We start from the raw sequence: 19,772 nt of genomic DNA, 5'->3' as shown, positions 1-19,772 counted from the left end.
CTCCTACCTCGCTTCCAGGATCGCCGCAACGCCCTGGCCCCCGGCCGCACAGACTGAAATCAGTCCGCGCGCCGGACGTCCTTCCACGGTGCCCCTATCGTGCAGCAACTTGGCCAGTGTGGCAACCAATCGGCCGCCGGTGGCGGCGAAAGGGTGCCCGGCCGCCAGTGAGGAGCCGTTCACATTGAGTTTGCTGCGGTCAAGTGCGCCGAAAGCACCGGCCAGGCCCAGCCGGGTGCGTCCGAAACTTTCGTCCTCCCAGGCCGCGAGGGTGCTGAGCACTGTGCCGGCGAACGCCTCGTGGATTTCGAAGAAATCAAAATCGGCCAGCGTCAGTGCGTTGCGCGCCAGCAACCTCGGCACGGCGAAGACCGGGGCCATCAGCAGCCCGTCCTTGCCGTGCACGAAGTCGACGGCCGCCGTCTCACCGTCGATCAGGTTGGCCAGCATCGGAAGGTCATGGGAGGCGGCCCACTCCTCTGAGCCCAGCAGCACGGTGGACGCACCATCGGTCAGCGGCGTGGAATTCCCCGCGGTCATCGTCGCCGCGGCCCCGAGGTTCCTGCCGAACGCGGGCTTGAGCTTTGCGAGCTTGTCCAGCGAGGAATCCGGGCGGAGATTGGAGTCCTGGCTCAGCCCGCGGTACGGCGTCAGCAGGTCGTCAAAGAAGCCGCGGTCATAGGCGGCGGCAAGGTTCTGATGGCTCGCCAGCGCCAGTTCATCCTGCGCCTGCCGGCTGATCTTCCATTGGGCCGTGGTGAGGGCCTGGTGCTCGCCCATGGACAGGCCCGTTCGGGGTTCACCGGTGGAGGGAGCGTCAGGGGAAAGATCCTTGGGCCGGATCCGCGCCAGGATGCCGAGTTTTTGGCCCAGCGTCCTAGCCCGGTTCAGATCCAGCAGGACCTCCCGAAGACCTTCGCTGACCGCGATAGGTGCATCCGAGGCGGAGTCGACACCTCCGGCGATGCCTGATTCGATCTGACCCAGCTTGATCTTGTTGGCCAGACCCAGCACCGTTTCCAGGCCGGTGGCGCAGGCCTGCTGCAGATCGTAGGCCGGTGTTTCGGGCGACAGCGCCGAACCGAGAACGGCCTCGCGGGTCAGATTAAAATCGCGGGAGTGTTTCAGGACCGCACCGGCGGCCACCTCGCCTATCCGCTCGTCCTGCAGACCGAACCGCGCGACCAGGCCATCCAGCGCGGCGGTCAGCATGTCCTGGTTCGACGATTTCGTGTACGCTCCGCCGGCGCGGGCAAAGGCGATGCGGTTTCCGCCGACGACGACGGCGCGGCGGGTTCGGACGACCGGTGTCGCGCCCTGCGACGTGGGATTCTGCGTGGGATGCTGTGTTCCGGAATGGTTCGCATCGTTAGCGGTCATGGTGCACTCTCCCTTGGTAAACTCATGGTTACTGATACCAAGCGTACCTGATACGCTGGGTATCATGAACAACACGCAGCCCGGTTCCCGGTCCGGTCCGCCGGTTGTGGACGGCCGAAGCGCGCGCTGGGACGCACACCGCGGTGAACGGCGCCGATCCCTGATCAAGGAATCGCGGCGGGCGATCCACCTACTGGGAGCGGATGCCTCGATGGATGACATTGCCGCCGCCGCGGGCACCAGCAAATCCGTCTTTTACCGATACTTCGGCGATAAGGCCGGCCTGCAGCATGCCGTGGGCGAGGTGGTCATCGCGCAGATGCAGCAAAAAATCCTTGAGGCGGCCAAGTCCGCAACCTCCCCCCGCCAGGGCCTGCTGAACATGGTCTCGGCCTATCTGGAAATGGCGGAAACATCGCCCAGCGTCTATGCCTTCGTCACACAGTTTTCCGTCGCCGATGCAACGTCCGGCCAGGGGGTCGTGCAGGTCCGCGGTGCCCTCGGCACATTCTTCGAAGAGATCACCGCGATGATCGCAGAGCCAATGCGCGGGCATTTCCGGGACACCGAGCCGGTGCTGTCGGAGTACTGGCCCACCGCAGCCATCGGCTTGGTCCGGACCGCGGGCGAGCTCTGGCTTAACACTCCGCCGGCGCCCGGAAAGCCCGATCATGTGACCATGGCCGAACAGCTGACCAAGTGGCTGTTTTTGGGTATTTCGCCGGACCTTGATCGACGCCGGACCGGTCCCCCACATACAACAACCGAGCAGGTACGACAACCGATGCGGCAACCGAACCCGCATGCCGAGCGCTAAAGGAAAATCATGACTGACGTATTGACTTCTGCCGGAAGATTAAAGACCACAATCGCCGATCCTGCCATCGATGTTGCCGCGCTCGGCGAAATCCTGCTGGGTCAATGGGCCGATATCCGCCGTCAGGCCCGCGAGTTGGCGGGCCGGTCCGAGATGCATAAAGTCGAAGGCCTGAACCATACCGAGCACCGTGAACGCACCTTCGGTCAGTTGAAGTTCCTGGTCGAAAACAAGGCGGTGCACCGCGCCTTTCCCGCCCGGACGGGTGGATCGGACGACCACGGGGGCAACATTGCCGGATTTGAGGAGCTCGTGACCGCGGATCCGTCATTGCAGATCAAGGCGGGCGTTCAATGGGGGCTCTTCGGCTCTGCCGTCATGCATTTAGGCACTGCGGAGCATCAGGACAAATGGCTCCCCGGCATCATGAGCCTGGAAATCCCCGGCTGCTTCGCCATGACGGAGATCGGCCACGGCTCCGACGTTGCCTCCATAGCGACCACCGCCACCTTCGATCCCGCGGCGGACGAGTTTGTCATCAACACGCCGTTTAGCGCCGCCTGGAAGGAGTTCATTGGCAACGCGGCCGTGGACGGGCTCGCCGCCGTCTTGTTTGCCCAACTGATCACCAAGGGCGTCAACCACGGCGTGCACGCCTTTTACGTTGACCTGCGCGATCCGGCTACGAAGGAATTCCTTCCCGGCGTGGGAGGCAAGGACGATGGGATTAAGGGCGGACTGAACGGCATCGACAACGGCCGCCTGCACTTTAGCGGGGTCCGCATTCCACGCACTAACCTGCTGAACCGCTACGGAAGCGTCGACGCCGGCGGCAGCTACAGCTCCCCCATCGCCAGCCCGGGGCGGCGTTTCTTCACCATGCTGGGAACGCTGGTCCAGGGCCGCGTTTCCCTCGACGGTGCGGCCGTTGCGGCCAGCAAGGTGGCCCTGAAAATCGCTGTACAGTATGCGTCCGAGCGCCGCCAATTCAACTCTTCCTCAGACACCGAGGAAGAGTGCCTGCTCGACTACCAGCGCCAGCAGCGTCGTCTGCTCCCCCGCCTGGCCACGACCTACGCGGCCAGCTTTGCGCACGAGCAGCTGCTGGCAAAGTTCGACGGCGTTTTTTCCGGAGGCAACGACACCGATGCGGACCGCCAGGACCTGGAGACGCTCGCCGCGGCGCTGAAGTCCATGTCCACCTGGCACGCCTTGGATACCCTGCAGGAATGCCGCGAAGCGTGCGGCGGAGCGGGATTCATGATCGAAAACCGCTTCTCGTCGTTGCGTGCGGATCTGGACGTGTATACCACCTTCGAAGGGGACAACACGGTGCTGCTGCAGCTGGTGGCCAAACGCCTGCTGACCGACTACGGCAAGGAGTTCCGTAACGTCGACTTCGGCGTGCTGGCCCGCTATGCCTTCAATCAGGCCGCCGATCTGACGCTGCACAAGACGGGTCTGCGCCAAGTCGCGCAGTTCGTGGCGGACACCGGCTCGGTGCAGAAATCCGTTCTGGCGCTGCGCGACGAGGACGGACAGCGTGCCCTACTGACGGACCGGATCCAGACCATGGTGGCGGAGGTGGCCGGCTCCCTCAAGGATGCCGCCAAGCTTCCGCAGCCCAAGGCCGCCGGGATTTTCAATCAGCACCAGCATGAACTCATCGAGGCGGCACAGGCCCACGCCGAGCTGCTGCAGTGGGAGGCCTTCACGGAAGGACTGGGCCAAATCGAGGACGCCGGCACCAAGGAGGTCCTGACCTGGCTCCGCGATCTGTTCGGCCTGGGACTGATCGACAAGCACCTCTCCTGGTACCTGATGAACGGCAGGATCTCCATGCAGCGGGCACGCACCGTAGGCGGCTACTTGAACCATCTGCTCGTCAAAATCCGTCCGCACGCACTGGACCTGGTGGACGCCTTTGGCTACGGCCCGGAACACCTGCGGGCCACCATTGCCAGCGGAATCGAGAAGTCCCGTCAGGACGAGGCCGCCGAATACTACCGGCGGCAGCGGGCCAGCGGCTCGGCACCAATGGATGAAAAGGTGCTCCTGCTCAAGCAGAAGGCAGCCGCGAAAGCCACCCGCTACACGCACAGCTGAGCGGGGGGCTCCGCCGATCTGCGGCAGTCTTGAGCGGCAGAGCTCCGCATTCGACGGTCCCTAAAGCACCGAGCGGTAGACATCCAGGGTGGCCGCGGCGATGGAGTCCCAGGAAAAGTGCTCCTGCGCGCGGGCCCTCCCTTTTTCGCCCATGGTCCGGGCGCGGGACGGGTCCGTCACCACGGAGATCAGCGCGTCGGCGAAGTCCCTGACAAACCTGTCCGGATCCAGCGGGGTGCCGGTCCCGTCGCCCACCTGATCCAGCGGCACCAGCAGGCCCGTGACACCGTGCTCGACCACCTCCGGGATACCCCCGGTCGCGCTGGCGACGACGGCAGCACCGCACGCCATGGCCTCCAGATTCACGATGCCGAGCGGTTCATAGATGGACGGGCAGGCAAAGACCGTGGCGTGGCTGAGTACCTGAATCAGTTCCGCCCGCGGCAGCATGCGTTCAATCACGACGACGCCGTCACGCTGGCTGCGGAGCCCGGCAATCAGATCATTGACCTGGGCGCCGAGCTCGGGGGTGTCCGCCGCGCCGGCGCAGAGCACCAGCTGGACCTCGGGCGGCAGCAAGGCCGCGGCCTGGAGCAGATAGGGAACCCCCTTCTGCCGGGTGACCCGGCCGACCCAGACCACGCTGGGGCGCGACGGGTCGATGCCCAAGGAGGTTACGGCGTCGTCGTCCTCATCCCGCTGCCATCTGGACACGTCGATGCCATTGTGCACGACCTTGACCCTCGCCGGATCAACCTGCGGATAACAGCGCAGAATATCCTGCCGCATGCCGTCCGAGACAGCGATGATTGCCGCCGCGGCCTCATAGGCCGTCTTCTCCACCCAGGACGAAAGCGCGTATCCGCCGCCGAGCTGCTCGGCCTTCCAAGGACGCAGCGGTTCCAGCGAATGCGCGCTGAGCACGTGCGGGATGCCGTGCAGCAGCGACGCCAGATGCCCGGCCATGTTGGCATACCAGGTATGCGAATGCACCAGATCCGCGCCGGCGACGTCCGGCACAATCTGCAGATCCACGCCGAGCGTCTGAACCGCGGCGTTGGCGCCGGCCAGCCCGTCCGGCGTCGCATAGGAACTGACGCGGGCGCCGTGGTAATCCTGCGCCCGGGCGGCACCGAAAGCATGGACCCGAAGGTCCACCTCACGGGCCAGCACCCGGCTCAGCTCGGCAACATGGACGCCGGCTCCCCCATAGATCTCGGGCGGGAACTCTTTAGTGACAATATCGATTCGCACCCTCCCAAGGTAGCCGGTCACGGAGCTTTTGATCTAGTGTGAAGATCACCGGGTTGGTTCCGGGGCATATTTGCATTTTGGCGATAATGTTGGGGGTTGCGAAGTGGCAATGAAAAAGGTTCTGGCAATTGTTCTGGCCGGCGGCGAAGGCAAGAGGTTGATGCCGCTGACCGCCGACCGGGCAAAGCCCGCCGTACCGTTCGCTGGCAGCTTCCGGCTGGTGGACTTCGCGATTTCAAATCTGGTCAACTCTGGGTATTTGAAAATCGTGGTCCTCACGCAGTACAAATCGCACAGCCTTGACCGGCACATTTCCGAGACTTGGCGGATGTCCACCCAGCTGGGCAATTACGTGGCGTCAGTGCCCGCGCAGCAGCGGGTCGGCAAGAGCTGGTTTCTGGGCAGCGCCAACGCCATTTACCAGTCGCTGAACCTGATCTACGATGCCGAGCCGGATATTGTTGCCGTGGTCGGTGCGGATCACGTGTACCGGATGGACTTCGAGCAGATGGTGCGCAGCCATATCGCATCGGGGGCCAAGGCGACCGTCGCGGCGGTGCGCCAGCCGCTCTCCATGGCAGATCAGTTCGGCGTCATCGAAGTGGACGGCCAAAGCCCTGCAGGGAACCCTGCCCATCGGATCTCCGCCTTCGTCGAGAAGCCCGCGACGACGCCTGGACTGGCCGATGATCCCACGCAGTTCCTGGCGTCCATGGGCAACTACGTCTTTGACTCAGATGCACTGATCGAAGCCCTGCACCGTGACGCCCAACGCCTGGACACGAAGCACGATATGGGCGGCGACATCGTTCCGTACTTCGTGGACCGCGGGGAAGCCTTCGTCTACGACTTCACCACCAATAACATCCCCGGCGCTACCGACCGTGACCGCACCTACTGGCGCGATGTGGGGACCCTCGATTCCTACTACGACGCGCACATGGACCTGATTTCGCCGCTGCCGGTGTTTAATCTGTACAACATGGACTGGCCCATCCATACCCGGCAGAACATTGCCCCGCCGGCGAAATTTGTCCGGGGCGAGCAGAACGCCGTTGGCCTTGCCATGGACTCCATCGTCTCCAGTGGTGTGGTGATTTCGGGCGGCATTGTGGAACATTCCGTGCTGGCGCACGAGGTGTACGTCGGCACCGGGGCCCGCGTGGCCCATTCGGTCCTGATGGACAGGGTATCCGTCGGAGCCGGTGCGGTGGTCAAACGGGCCATTCTGGACAAAAATGTCCGGGTCCCCGCCGGGGCAACGATCGGACTGAATCACGAGCTTGACCGCAGCCGCGGTTACACGGTCACCGAATCCGGCCTGACGGTCCTGAGTAAGGGTCAGCATGTCCCCGAGCCGGACGATCATGAGCGGGAGATGGCGCGGGAGGCAGCCGCCGCTATTCCGGAGGCGGTCCAGATCGCGGCGGCAGGTTGGCCCGAGGTCCTGGAATCGGTGGAAAAAGTCTCGGAAAACTACCTGCACGCCGTCCGTGCTGGGGACAAAGGCCGGAGCCTGTAAAATTGTTGGGGTGACTGCCCCCATCCTGACTCCCCAAGACATAGCGTCCTGCCTGAAAGTACTGAACGCCATCCACGTCTACGACGAGGAGCACCCTGATTATGTCCAGGTGCGCCGCGCCACGGGCAAGATGTTCAAGGCGGTCAAACGGCACCGCCGGGTCGTCAAGCGCGACGCCGTCAACGAGGCGGACCGTGCCGTGCTGGCACAGACGGCGACGGCGGCTCCGGACCGGATTGACGACGAAACCCGCGGCAATAAGCTCACGGCCTCGGCGACCGGGGAAGTGGCGGGCACACTGATCCGCTCCCGTGCATGCTACATCTGTAAGCAGCATTACACGCGGGTGGATGCGTTCTATCACCAGCTGTGTCCGGAGTGCGCCGCGTTCAGCCACGGAAAGCGGGACGCCCGCACGGATCTGACCGGTCGCCGCGCACTGCTGACCGGCGGCCGGGCCAAGATCGGTATGTATATTGCCCTGCGGCTGCTCCGCGACGGCGCCCACACCACGATCACGACGCGGTTCCCCAAGGATGCCGCACGCCGTTTTGCCGAGATGGAGGACAGCGCCGACTGGCTGCACCGGCTCAGGATCGTCGGCATCGATCTGCGCGATCCGGCGCAGGTCATCGCCCTGACCGATTCGCTGAACGAAGCCGGCCCAATGGACATTATTATCAACAACGCGGCACAGACCGTCCGCCGGTCAGGCAACGCCTACAAACCCTTGACCGACGCCGAACTGGAGCCCCTGCCAACAGATCGTCCGATGCCGGAACTGGTCACCTTCGGCCATGCCCACGACAAACATCCGCTGGCCCTGGCCAGCCAGGTGCTGGAGCATCCGGTGCTGGCCGGGGATGAAATCAGTGCGCTTGCCCTCTCGGTCGGATCGGCTTCACTGGCACGGATGGAGGCTGGCACGGCAATCGACGCCGGTGGTCTGGTGCCGGACAAGGACAGCATCAACAGCTGGACGCAGGTGGTCGACCAAGTGGATCCATTGGAGATGCTGGAGGTGCAGTTGTGCAATGTTACAACCCCGTTCCTGCTGGTATCCCGTCTCCGGCCGGCCATGCGCCGCTCGGAAGCGCACCGTAAATACATCGTGAATGTGTCGGCCATGGAGGGCCAGTTTTCACGGGCCTACAAGGGACCGGGCCATCCGCACACGAACATGGCCAAGGCAGCCCTCAACATGATGACCCGCACCAGCGCCCAGGAAATGCTGGATACGGACGGAATCCTGATGACCGCGGTGGATACCGGGTGGATCACCGATGAGCGGCCGCATTACACCAAGGTCAGGCTGGCGGAAGAAGGCTTCCACGCCCCGCTGGACCTGGTGGACGGGGCGGCGCGGGTTTATGACCCGATTGTGCGCGGGGAATCCGGCGACGACCAGTATGGCGTGTTCCTGAAGGACTACAAACCGGCCAGCTGGTAGCCCGCACTCCGCGGATCAGCCCGCGGTGGTCCGCGCGGTCGGCAGCTGGTCCGCGGTGAGCATATGGTCCGCCGCCGGCAGGCACGGTTTTGGCTCGGTGGCCCGGTATAAGGCAAAGTGGCATACATGCCCTCCTCTGCCGCCGCCACAACAGTGAAGCGGCTGGCACCGGGACTCGTGGCCGCGCTGGCCGCTGTTGGCCTGGCCCTCCTGGTCCACGTCGTGTTGCCCTCCCTTCCCGCCATGACAGTTGCCGTTGTGCTCGGGATCCTGGCGGCAAACCTGCCGGGCAGCTCAACGCTCGTGTCCGGAGTGTTGCGGCCGGGCCTGCATTTTGCCGGCAAGCACCTGATGCGCGCCGGCATCGTGTTGCTGGGCCTGAAGCTGAGCCTCGGCGATGTGCTCGCCCTGGGTTGGATTACGGCGGCCCTGGTGGTGGCCGTGGTGTTGTTGAGCTTCGCGGGGACGTACTGGCTGGGCAAACTCTTCCGGCTTGCCGGGGACGCACCGCTGCTGATCGCCACCGGATTCTCCATTTGCGGCGCCTCCGCGATCGGCGCCATGGCCGCGGTGAAGGGTACAAGGCATCAGGAGACCGTTCTCCCGGTGGCCCTTGTGACCCTCTGCGGCACACTGGCCATCGGGGTCCTTCCCCTGCTGATGAATCCGCTCGGGTTTGACCCCCTCGGATTCGGCCGGTGGGTAGGAGCGTCGGTCCATGATGTCGGCCAGGTCGTGGCCACGGCCCAGACGGCCGGTGCCGTTGCGCTCAGCGCCGCCATTGTCATCAAACTGACGCGCGTGCTGCTACTGGCCCCAATGGTGGCCACGGCCGGTGTGCTCGAGCGCCGTGCTCACAACCGGCGGATCAGCAGCGCGGACCGCACGGCCTCACTTCCCCGCAACTCAAACACGACCACCGGTGCCAGCCGCCCCGCCGCAGCTGCCGCGCTCGATGCGGACTCCGCCGGTCCCGCCCCTGCGGTGAAATTTCCGCCGGTAGTACCGTTGTTCGTCCTCGGCTTTCTGCTGACTATCGCCTTGCGCACCCTGGGTTGGGTCTCTCCCCCGGGCCTGGAGCTGGGCAATTTCCTCCAGGACGTGACGCTGGGCGGGGCGCTGTTCGGGCTGGGGTCCTCGGTGCGGATCCGCGAGTTGCTGCACACCGGGCTCCGCGCCTCCGGCATGGCGCTGTGCGCCTGGCTGCTGATCGCTGCGCTGGGGTATGGCGCGGTCCGGCTGATGGCCGGCTTTCACTGACGCACCCTCGGCAGGGGACGATCAGCACGGCGGTCCCGTCTCCCGCAGCAGTGCAAAGGGACGGATCGGGTCTCCATGATTGAATGGACGGATGCCCAACCAGAATCTGCGCCGCGATGAAGCGGCCCTGCGCTCTGCCCTGATCTCCGTCCGCAGCTACGATGTCCAGGTCGACCTCAGAAACGCCGAGGACCCAGCTGCTCAAGGTTTTGGCACCCGCAGTGTCATCAGATTCACCGCGGCGACGGCGGGTGCGGAAACGTTCCTGGATTTCATCGGCTCCGAGGTGGTCTCGGTGAATCTCAACGGCACGGAACTGCCGCCGGTCGACGTCGTCGACGGGGCCCGGATCAGGCTCCCGGGCCTGCTCGCGGACAATGAGGTCATCGTCACCGCCAGGGCCCTGTATTCGCGCAGCGGTGAAGGCCTGCACCGGTTTGTCGACCCGGTTGACGGCAAGACGTATCTGTACACGCAGTACGAGCCCGCCGACGCCCGCCGCGTCTTCGCCAACTTTGAGCAGCCGGATCTCAAGGCGCCGTTCACATTTCACGTCAGTGCGCCGTCGGACTGGAAAGTGGCATCCAACAGCACGGAACAGGCCCGCACACCGGTCAGCGGTGATCCCGCGGCCAGCCGCTGGGACTTCGCCCCCACGTTGCCCATCTCCACCTACATCACCACCATTCTGGCGGGCCCGTACTTCAGGGCGCAGGAGAGCTGGCGCCACGAGCGTTTCGGCTTGGAGGTCCCGCTCGCGGCCTATTGCCGGGCCTCCATCGCGGACAGCTTCGACACCGCGGAAATCTTTGCCGTCACCAAAGCCGGCCTAACATATTTTAATGATCTCTTCGACTACCCCTACCCGTTCGGCAAATATGACCAGGCCTTCGTGCCCGAATACAACCTGGGCGCGATGGAAAACCCAGGCCTGGTGACGTTTACGGACAACTACGTCTTCGCCTCCCGGGCCACCGACACCCAGCATCAGCTGCGCGCCAACACGATCATGCATGAGATGGCGCACATGTGGTTCGGCGACCTGGTCACGATGTTCTGGTGGGACGACCTGTGGCTCAAGGAATCCTTCGCCGACTTTATGGGCACCTTGGCGGTTTCCGAGGTAACGCCGTGGCGGGACAATTCATGGATCCTTTTTGCCAACCGGCGCAAGGGGTGGGCCTATGTGCAGGATCAGTTGCCCAGCACCCATCCGATCGTGGCTGATATCCGGGATCTGGAAGCGGCGAAGCAGAATTTTGACGGCATCACCTATGCCAAGGGTGCCTCCGTGCTCAAACAGCTCGTGGCGTATGTCGGCTTCCCGGCGTTCACGGCCGGCGCGCGGCAGTATTTCCGGGACCACGAGTTCTCCAATACCTCGCTGGCGGATCTGCTGGTGGCGCTGAGTGCCGCTTCCGGCCGGGATCTGCGCGTGTGGGCCGGGCAGTGGCTGCAGACATCGGGGATTTCCACCCTGAGTGCCAAAGTGACGGCCGACGACGGCGTGCTGACGGACGTGTGGATCGTCCAGGATGCCGTGGACCCGGTGAGCGGCGACGAACAGACCCGCCCACATCTCTTGAAAATCGGTCTGTACAACTTCGACGACTCCGGCAACTTGGTCCGCACGGACAGCGTCCTGCTCGATGTCTGCGGTACGGTCACGCAGGTGCCCGGTCTGGCCGGAAAACCGCAGCCGGCACTGCTGCTGATCAATGATGAAGACCTGACGTACGCCAAGGTGCGTCTTGACACGGTATCGGAAGCGATGGTCCTCGCCCGGCTGGATAGACTGACGGACCCGATGGCGCGGACCCTCTGCTGGTCGGCGCTGTGGAACGCGGCGCGGGACGCCGTCCTGCCGGCCATGGACTACGTTGGCGCCGTCCGACGTTTCGCGCCGGAGGAAGGGGACGTGGGTGTACTGGCGTCGCTGCTGGAGAACGCCCGCTTTGCCGTGCAGCGCTACTTCCCAGCCGAGGACCGCGACGGCGGCCGCCGGGACCTGCTCGCCGCCGTCGTCGATGGGTTGCGGGTGGCCGTACCCGGATCCGACCACCAGCTGGTCTGGGTGCGGAGCCTCGCCGCGCTCGGGGAGAACATCCCGGAAGCCGGTCCGTTGATCAGGGGGCTGCTCGAGGGCAACGCCACTGCAGATCCGGTCCCCATCAGTGGGCTCCCCATCAGTGGAATCCGGGTCGACGGAACCGGGCTCCCGGTCAGTGGGCCGACGCCGGACTCGGAGCTGCGCTGGAGCCTGTGGCTGGCGCTGGCCGCCACCGGGAATGCGACCGCATCCGAGCTCGATGCCGAGTTGGCCCGCGATCCTTCCAGCTCAGCCCAAGCCGGTCACCGTAAGGCGATGAGCGCCCGCCCGCTGGCTGAGGTCAAGGAGCAGGTATGGCGCGAAGCGGTGCTGGAAACGGGGCTGTCCAATACGCTCCTGAGTGCGGCCATCGACGGGTTCATGCTGGCACCGCCGGAACTGCTGGCACCCTTTGTGGAGCGCTACTTTGACATGATTGCGGACGTTTGGGCGGCCAGGAGTATCGAACTGTCCAGCCGGATCGTCCGCGGCCTGTATCCCGCTGCGCAGGACATGGCCGTGCAGGATTCAGCGGAGCAGCATGCCGGCAGCAGCCAGGCCCCGCTGCAGCACCCCGTGGTCCTGCGCACCGATCGGTGGTTGACGGCCAATGACCACGCCCCGGCGGCGCTGCGCCGGATCATCCTCGAGCAGCGCGATCATTTGCTGCGCGCCCTCCGCGTCCAAGAAGCCGGGCGCAACCGGCATAAACCATAGCAGCCGCCACGACGAGCCAGGCGATCCCGGCGATCCAGGTGCCGGCTTCGCCGATACCCACCAGCAACGGCAGCCGGGCCACCGTGCCGAAATGCATGCTGGCCACCGAATACATGCCCAGCGGGAAGACGATGCTCCATAGGCCCGCCTCGTAACGCGCCGGTTCGCGGTGGATGACGTGGCGCCAAAGGCCGAAGAGCACCAGCAGCGGTACCCACCATGCCCCGAAGGCCCACAATATATACGTCAGGCCGGAGACGACGCCCGCCGTCGCGGCCATGATCGGCAGATCCTGCGGCAGCAGCAGAATCCGGGACCCGGCCAGAACGGTGATGGCGGTGGCGCCCATGTAGATCCAGTACGACGGCGTGAAACTGTTGGGCTTGCTGGGGACGGTCAACAGCCGCAGGGTGACCAGGGTTGCCAGCATCAGGTACAACAGGACGCCGATACCCCACAACGCGACGGCCACCGCCGCCAACGCGTGGCTTCGGACGCCTGCCCCGATGATGGCGGCGGCCGTCGCGACAGATTGGGTGCCCACGACCCAGAGGAACCAGCTGCCGTCCACCTTCGTCGCCACGGGACCGGCCAGCGGGCGGAGCATGAGGTTACCCGGCAGCCCGTACGTGAACAACAGCCACAGGGGCACACTCAACACCGCCAAAACGACGGTCGCGGTCGGTGCCTGCGGTGAGTACATCCGGATGCCCACCACGTTGATCGCGGCCACCATCGTGAAGAAGCCGAAGGCGCGGGCCGGGTTCCGCGCATCGAGCAGAACCTCTGCGCGGTACGCCGCGAAACGCCAGACGCTGATGATGGCTAGAATGACCAACGCACCGACGGCAATGATCAGCAGGATCAGCGACGGCACGGCCCAGCCAACGATGGAGAACGCTGTCGAAACGATTCCGGTGGCCATCACGAACGCAAAGGAACCGGTCGGCAGATCCCGCACCGCCGTGCTGACGAGTGCTTCCGTCCCACGCGGCTCATCCACGACAGGCTTCCCGGCGCCTGGTCTGCCTGGTGCCGGCAGGGCCTGTCCTGGTCGGCTCGTCAAGGGACGCGCTCGAGCCACTGCGCGGTTCCGAACTTGGTGCCGACCCGGGCGCGCGCCTCCGCGAGTTCCTCACTGGTCAGTTCCGAGGCCTTCGCTCCATAGCGTTCGGTGAAGGTCGACATCATGCGCGAGATGATTTCCTCGCGGGCCACCCCGGTCTGGCGGCGCAGCGGATCCACCCGCTTTTTTGCCGACGTCGTGCCCTTATCGGACAGCTTTTCCTTACCGATCCGCAGCACCTTGACCATCTTGTCGGCGTCGATATCGTACGACATGGTCACGTGGTGAAGCATACCCCCGTTGGCGAGACGCTTCTGCGCAGCACCGCCGATTTTTCCCTGCTCCGTGGCAATATCGTTCAGCGGAACATAGAACGCTCTAATGCCCAGGGATTCGAGAGCCGCCATCACCCAGCTGTCCAGGAACGGATATGAGTCGGCAAAACTCAACCCATCGACCAGACTCTGCGGGAGGTACAGCGAGTAGGTGATGCAGTTTCCGGCTTCCATGAACATCGCCCCGCCACCGCTGATCCTGCGCACAACCTTAATGCCGTATTCCTCCACCCCGGCCGGATCAATTTCGTTGCGCAGCGACTGGAAGCTGCCGATCACCACGGACGGTTCCTGCCAGTCCCAGAACCGCAACGTGGGGTTGCGTCTTCCGGCGCCGACCTCCGCGGTCAGCACCTCGTCCAGGGCCACATTGACCTCCGTCGGCAGCACGGTCGGCCCGACCACATCCCATTGGTGATCGGACCAGCTGGTCGCCAAGGCCAGTGCGCGCCGGACCGCCATGGCCACGGCCTGAGCCGAAAAACCGAAGAGGACGACGCCGGCGGGCAGCCCAGCGTCAATGGCGGCAGCCAGCGCTGCCGCGGGAGCAGCAGCGTCCTGGCCATTCAGTGCGCCATTGATGTCTGTCAGTGCTTCGTCGGGTTCGAGGAAAAAATCACCACTGATGGACACATTGGCCAGCACCCCACCGGCCACGTCAAAATCCGCCACCACCAGTTTGCCGCCATGCACTTTGTACGCGCCGTGGAATTGAGGTGCCATGGAATCATCTTGCCAAGCGCGGGCATATTCTGCCAAAAGGGGGCAAACCCGCGCCCGGGTGCCAAAAAGGGTCCGCACCCCCTGGCACGGACCCTCTTTGAAACTGTATGGCTGGTGAACAGACTACTTCTTACCGAAACCGGCAAAGCGGGCGTTGAAGCGCTCCACGCGCCCGGCGCTGTCCATGATGCGCTGCTTGCCCGTGTAGAACGGGTGCGACTCAGAGGAGATCTCGACATCGATGATGGGGTAGGTGTTGCCGTCTTCCCACTCGATGGTCTTGCTGGAGCCGACCGTTGAACGGGTCAGGAACTTCGTGCCGGAAGCAAGATCGTTGAAAACGACTGCTTCGTACTTCGGGTGGGTGTTAGTCTTCACGGTTTTGCCTTTGCGTAGTCGACTGGATTTTGCCAGCCGGAATGAGAACAGGTGGCCACGAGGACCAGCACTCCATACTAGCGCCGCACCGAAGTATCCCCAAATGCGGCGGTCAAGGCGTGACTGCGGGGCCGCCCGAGCGGCATGTCCCGGTCACTGCGCGGGCCGGCAGGCCCAGAATGCCACGGCGCCGGCGGCGGCGACGTTGAGGGAGTCGACGCCGCGGCCCATCGGAATCCGCACGGCGCAGTCCGCGGCGGCAAGTGTCGCGGCGCTGAGCCCCTCCCCTTCGGTGCCGAGAATCAGGGCCAGCCGTTCGTATTTGCGATCCGCCAGGCGATCGATGGTCAGCGAGTCATCCGTCAGGGCCAGGGCCGCGGTGGCGAATCCCTGTCCACGGAGCATCACGATGGCTGCCGGCAAATCCTCCAGGCGCGCCCACGGGATCTGGAACACGGTGCCCATACTGACGCGGATGCTCCTGCGGTACAACGGATCGCCGCACCGCGGGCTGATCAGCACCGCGTCCACGTCAAGGGCCGCCGCGGAGCGGAAAATGGCACCGAGGTTGGTGTGGTCCACGATGTCCTCGAGCACGGCAATACGACGTGCCCCGGCGAGCAGCTTGGCGACCGGCACCGGATCCGGGCGGTGCATGGCCGCCAGCGCCCCGCGGTGCAGATTGAATCCGATGATGTCCGCCAAGAGTTCCGGACTACCGACAAAGGCCGGGACGCCCGGATAGGCGGTCAGAAGGTCGTCCAGGTCAGAAAGCCATTTACGTGCCATAAGGAACGAGCGCGGCCGGTGCCCGGCCGCCAGTGCGCGGCGGAGCACGCGCGGTCCCTCCGCGATGTACAGGCCCTCCGCAGGTTCCCGGAGCTTGCGGAGCTGGACGTCGGTCAGCCGGGTGTAGTCGGCCACGCGCGGATCCCCGGCGTCGTGAAGTTCAATGATCATTGTGGCGCCACTGGGTTCTCGTCATCAATGCGGCGCCACGAGTTTGGCGACCATAAAATACAGCGCCACCGTGCCTAGGGTGACGATGACCAGCCTCAGCACCAGCGGGGAGAGTCGGCGCCCGATCCGCGAGCCGACGAAACCGCCAATCAGTGAGCTGACGGCGATCAGGCCGACGACCGCCCAGATGATCCGATCAGGGGCAAAGAGCAGATAGGAGACGGCGGCAATAAGGTTTACCGCCAAGGATAGAACGTTCTTCACCGCATTGGCGTTCTGCAGCGTTCCGGTCATGAAGATCCCCAGAATCCCCACCAGCAGGATGCCCTGGGCCGCGACAAAATATCCGCCGTACACCCCGGCGAAGTAGACCAGCGCCGTCATGACGATCGTATGCGAGCGGTGCGGCACGCCGTCGTTCGCTTTGGCGCGCCTCTTCACCCAGCGCTGCAGCTTCGGCTGCAGGATCACCATCCCCAGCGCCAACACGATCAGAAAGGGCGCAACGACGCCGAAGACGCTCTCGGGCAGGTGCAACAGCAGAAAAGCACCGGTGATGCCACCCAGCAGTGAGGCCGGCAGCAGCCGCAGGAGGTTTGTGCGCATGCCGGCCAGTTCGCGGCGGTAACCGAGGACGCCGGAGACTCCGCCGGCGATCAGCCCCATGGCATTGCTGACGGTGGCCATCACCGGCGCGTAGCCAAGGGCTATCAGGATGGGGAAGGTCACCAGTGTCCCGGAACCAACCACCGAATTGATGGTGCCGGCCCACAGCCCGCCGAGCAGAATGAAGACGGCGTGCAGAGGTTCCACGGGAAGGGGTCCTATCGAGCGGAGCAGGGCTGGCGGGCGGAGCAGTGCGGATTGTGGGGCGGAGCAGGGCGCCTATCGGGCGGTGGCGGAGTACCGCCCGTCCTGGCTGCTGACCTTTAGCGGCAGGCCGAAGGTCGCACTCAGGTTGTCTTCGGTCAGCACCTGGGCCAGCGGACCTTGCGCCACCACAGTGCCCTCACGCAGCAGGAGCGCGTGGGTGAACCCGGGAGGCACTTCCTCCAGATGGTGGGTAACCAGGACGACGGCGGGGGCAGCCTGGTCTGTGGCGAGCCCGCTGAGCCGGTATACGAGGTCCTCCCGGCCGCCCAGGTCCAGTCCCGCTGCCGGCTCGTCCAGCAGCAGCAGCTCCGGATCACTCATCAGAGCCCGGGCTATCTGCACGCGTTTGCGCTCACCCTCGCTGAGCGAGGCAAATGTGCGGTTCATGAACGTGGACATGCCCCAAGCCTCCAGCAGTGCGAATGCACGGCGCTCGTCCGCGCGTTCATACTGCTCACGCCAACGCCCGGTGACCCCGTATGAGGCCGTGACCACCACGTCCAGCACCTTTTCATGCCCGGGAATCTGGGCCACCAGTGCCGCGGATGCCAGGCCGATCCGTGGACGCAGTTCAAAGACATCAACGGCACCCAGAACCTCGTCGAGAATGCCGGCAATACCGCTGGTGGGGTGGATCCGTGCGCCGGCGATCTGCAGCAGTGTGGTCTTGCCCGCGCCGTTGGGGCCCATCACCACCCAGCGCTCACCCTCCCTGACCTGCCAATCCACCGTGTCCAGCAGCTTCTTACTGCCGCGGACAACGCTGACGCCGGCCAATTCAAGAACATCGCTCATAAGGAATGACACTAGGCCAAATCCGGGCCCGAACGCTAACTGCACCGGCCTGACCCAGCGCCGGTAGAATGTCCGGTATGCCCTCCCTCTTTACCGCGGTCAGCTATGGTCTCTCACTGCCCGACACCATCCTGAATCATATCCGCGGCGTCCTCGCCGACAGCGGCGCGGTCGTTCTGGACGAGCAGTGGTACAGCCGCCCCGGCTACGAAGCCTGCCTGATGGATCTGGAACTGGCCCAGGAACCGGGCAGTGCCCCGGCGGAAACCGGCAGCGTCCCGGACGGAACCGGCCCGCCTGCCTCGACAGGGAGTCACTCGACAGGAGAGCAGTCGACGGCGGTGCAGCTGACGCCGCCGTCGACGTCGTCCGCACTGGCCCGCCTGCGCAACAGTCTCGCCGCGGCTCCTGCCGCCGGCATCGATACCGCTGTCGTGCCCGCGGCCCTGCGGCAGGCCCGGCGCAAGATGATCATCATGGATGTGGACTCGACGCTCATTCAGCAGGAAGTCATCGAGCTGTTGGCCGCGCACGCCGGCACCGAAGCCGAGGTCGCGGAGGTCACCGAAGCTGCCATGCGCGGCGAGCTCGATTTTGCCCAGAGCCTGCACGCGCGCGTCGCCACCCTGGCCGGTCTCCCGGATACGGTGCTGGCGGACGTAGGCGCCCGCATCAGGCTAAGCGTTGGCGCCGAGCGTTTGGTCCGTGAGGCACGTGCCGCGGGCCACATCGTGGCTGCCGTCTCCGGCGGATTCGCCCAGATCCTGGTCCCATTGGCAGCGTCCTTGGAGCTGGACTTTGCGCTGGCCAACGAGCTTGAGATTGTCGACGGCGTCCTGACCGGCAGGGTGCTGGGAGCCGTGGTGGACAGGGCGGCCAAGGCGGCGGCGCTGCGCCGCTGGAGCACGGCGGAAGGAATCGACCCGGCGCACACGGTGGCGATCGGCGACGGTGCCAATGATCTGGACATGATGGCGGCGGCAGCCCTGAGCGTGGCCTTCAACGCCAAGCCGTCCGTCCGGGCTGCCGCTGACGCTCAGATCAATCTCCCGAACCTGGATATTGCGCTGCAACTGGCGGGTATCTGAGCGTCCGTTGATCCCGGGCGCCGCCGCGTCCAGCACAGCGTATCGGGCGTGGGAAGGCCCCCTCGCCTTCACGAGGGGGCCTTCCTCCGCTGCTCCAGGCACTGCACGGGCTACCGCGGCGGTTGCTGCAGCGGTGGGACAATCCGGGGCTGTCCGGGGGCTACTGCTCCCCGGCGGAGCTCACGTAGTCCGCGCCGCCGACGTATTCGGTATGACCCGATTCCACGTCCGCCCCCGCCATGGCCGCGACCTCGGCGGCAAATTCGGTCACCGAGTACAGTTTTCCGGCCTCGGCACGCCGAGCCTCGATGGCGCCCGGGTTGGCCCGGTCCAACAGGGTGGCGGTGACCGTTCCCTCGATCATGTCTCCGGAGACCACCACCAGCGATATGCCGTGGTTGGCCAGGCTCGGGATCAGCTCGCGCAGGGCATCCTCGCCTGCCCGCTTGCTCCGGGCCACCGGCTCGTAATCTGCCATGGTGGGGACGGCGTTAATGAAGTGGGCCTGATGGCTGGTCACAAAGACCACGCGGGAGCCCTCGGGCATCAGCAGCACGGCGGCATTGAGCATATTGACCTGGGCATCGCGGTTGAGCTTCAGCGCGTAATTTTCCTCCATCCCGGTCTCCATCCCGCCGGAGGCGTTGAGCACCAGCAGGTCCAAGGAGCCGAAGTTCTCCATCGCCGCGCTGACGAGTGCGTGCACGCCCTCCGCTGTCGTCAGATCCGCTCCGATGGCCACCGCCCGGCCGCCGGCTGCTTCGATTTCGGCCACGACTTTGTTGGCACGAGGTGCCTTCTGCCGGTAATTGACGACCACGGCGGCCCCCTGCGCGGCCAGCAGCTTTGCTACTTCCGCGCCGATGCCGCGCGAGGATCCGGTGACAATCGCTGTCTTGCCTTCAAACTGGCCCATCTATAAACCTCCAAGAGACTGCGTTGGTTTTCAAGTGCTCCGG

General features: G+C 65.0%; 16 protein-coding genes. 7 read left to right on the top strand and 9 right to left on the bottom strand.

The window, feature by feature from the left end; all coding sequences use genetic code 11:
* Positions 1–3: 3 nt before the first annotated feature.
* Positions 4–1,380, bottom strand: coding sequence for an acetyl-CoA C-acetyltransferase (locus ACLLJI_RS09980; RefSeq protein ID WP_434620952.1), 1,377 nt, complete (start codon positions 1,378–1,380; stop codon positions 4–6).
* A gap of 64 nt (positions 1,381–1,444) precedes the next feature.
* On the opposite strand from ACLLJI_RS09980, the gene ACLLJI_RS09975 reads away from it, so the two are divergent.
* Together ACLLJI_RS09975 and ACLLJI_RS09970 are read left to right on the top strand one after the other, a co-directional pair.
* On the top strand, positions 1,445–2,197 hold the full coding sequence (locus ACLLJI_RS09975) for a TetR/AcrR family transcriptional regulator (protein WP_434620949.1): 753 nt from the start codon (positions 1,445–1,447) through the stop codon (positions 2,195–2,197).
* A gap of 9 nt (positions 2,198–2,206) precedes the next feature.
* A complete protein-coding gene (locus tag ACLLJI_RS09970) occupies positions 2,207–4,303 on the top strand; it encodes an acyl-CoA dehydrogenase family protein (protein ID WP_434620946.1) in 2,097 nt (698 codons plus the stop codon).
* Between the two features lie 60 nt (positions 4,304–4,363).
* On the opposite strand, the gene glgA is transcribed toward ACLLJI_RS09970, so the two are convergent.
* On the bottom strand, positions 4,364–5,557 hold the full coding sequence (glgA, locus tag ACLLJI_RS09965; RefSeq protein ID WP_434621395.1) for a glycogen synthase: 1,194 nt from the start codon (positions 5,555–5,557) through the stop codon (positions 4,364–4,366).
* 109 nt (positions 5,558–5,666) lie between these two features.
* Here glgA and glgC point away from each other — a divergent pair, with 109 nt between their 5' ends.
* From glgC to pepN, 4 genes are all read left to right on the top strand, one after another.
* Positions 5,667–7,079, top strand: coding sequence for a glucose-1-phosphate adenylyltransferase (gene glgC / locus ACLLJI_RS09960; protein ID WP_434620943.1), 1,413 nt, complete (start codon positions 5,667–5,669; stop codon positions 7,077–7,079).
* 10 nt (positions 7,080–7,089) lie between these two features.
* Positions 7,090–8,529, top strand: a complete 1,440-nt coding sequence (locus ACLLJI_RS09955) for an SDR family NAD(P)-dependent oxidoreductase (RefSeq protein WP_434620940.1) — start codon at positions 7,090–7,092, stop codon at positions 8,527–8,529.
* A 126-nt stretch (positions 8,530–8,655) separates the two neighbouring features.
* Entirely contained in the window at positions 8,656–9,789 is a 1,134-nt protein-coding gene (locus tag ACLLJI_RS09950; RefSeq protein ID WP_434620937.1) for a YeiH family protein, read from the top strand.
* A gap of 91 nt (positions 9,790–9,880) precedes the next feature.
* Complete coding sequence (gene pepN / locus ACLLJI_RS09945; protein WP_434620934.1) at positions 9,881–12,595, top strand: aminopeptidase N; 2,715 nt, start codon at positions 9,881–9,883, stop codon at positions 12,593–12,595.
* Here the strand turns inward: pepN and ACLLJI_RS09940 are convergent.
* The 6 genes from ACLLJI_RS09940 to ACLLJI_RS09915 form a co-directional block, all read right to left on the bottom strand.
* The gene (locus tag ACLLJI_RS09940) at positions 12,519–13,598 is read right to left on the bottom strand and encodes a tellurite resistance/C4-dicarboxylate transporter family protein (RefSeq protein WP_434620931.1); all 1,080 of its coding nucleotides are present in this window, start codon (positions 13,596–13,598) and stop codon (positions 12,519–12,521) included. The two genes, pepN and ACLLJI_RS09940, sit on opposite strands and share 77 nt — an antisense overlap.
* A gap of 59 nt (positions 13,599–13,657) precedes the next feature.
* A complete protein-coding gene (locus ACLLJI_RS09935) occupies positions 13,658–14,719 on the bottom strand; it encodes a lipoate--protein ligase family protein (RefSeq protein WP_434620928.1) in 1,062 nt (353 codons plus the stop codon).
* A 123-nt stretch (positions 14,720–14,842) separates the two neighbouring features.
* The gene (locus ACLLJI_RS09930; RefSeq protein ID WP_196396553.1) at positions 14,843–15,097 is read right to left on the bottom strand and encodes a type B 50S ribosomal protein L31; all 255 of its coding nucleotides are present in this window, start codon (positions 15,095–15,097) and stop codon (positions 14,843–14,845) included.
* Between the two features lie 153 nt (positions 15,098–15,250).
* Complete coding sequence (locus tag ACLLJI_RS09925) at positions 15,251–16,057, bottom strand: TrmH family RNA methyltransferase (protein ID WP_434620924.1); 807 nt, start codon at positions 16,055–16,057, stop codon at positions 15,251–15,253.
* Positions 16,058–16,081: 24 nt separating this feature from the next.
* Complete coding sequence (locus tag ACLLJI_RS09920; RefSeq protein WP_434620920.1) at positions 16,082–16,870, bottom strand: sulfite exporter TauE/SafE family protein; 789 nt, start codon at positions 16,868–16,870, stop codon at positions 16,082–16,084.
* Between the two features lie 72 nt (positions 16,871–16,942).
* On the bottom strand, positions 16,943–17,725 hold the full coding sequence (locus tag ACLLJI_RS09915; protein WP_434620917.1) for an ABC transporter ATP-binding protein: 783 nt from the start codon (positions 17,723–17,725) through the stop codon (positions 16,943–16,945).
* Positions 17,726–17,802: 77 nt separating this feature from the next.
* On the opposite strand from ACLLJI_RS09915, the gene serB reads away from it, so the two are divergent.
* The gene (gene serB, locus ACLLJI_RS09910) at positions 17,803–18,813 is read left to right on the top strand and encodes a phosphoserine phosphatase SerB (protein WP_434620914.1); all 1,011 of its coding nucleotides are present in this window, start codon (positions 17,803–17,805) and stop codon (positions 18,811–18,813) included.
* Positions 18,814–18,973: 160 nt separating this feature from the next.
* Here serB and ACLLJI_RS09905 read toward each other — a convergent pair whose 3' ends face one another.
* Positions 18,974–19,729 carry an SDR family oxidoreductase gene (locus ACLLJI_RS09905; protein WP_283560570.1) on the bottom strand — a complete coding sequence of 252 codons (756 nt, stop codon included), beginning with the start codon at positions 19,727–19,729 and terminating at the stop codon, positions 18,974–18,976.
* Between the last annotated feature and the right edge of the window lie 43 nt (positions 19,730–19,772).

This window comes from Arthrobacter sp. A5 (assembly GCF_051131705.1).
Lineage (GTDB): Bacteria > Actinomycetota > Actinomycetes > Actinomycetales > Micrococcaceae > Arthrobacter_M.
The sequence above is the reverse complement of the archived record's forward strand: the minus strand, read 5'-3'. Positions and strand labels throughout refer to the sequence as shown.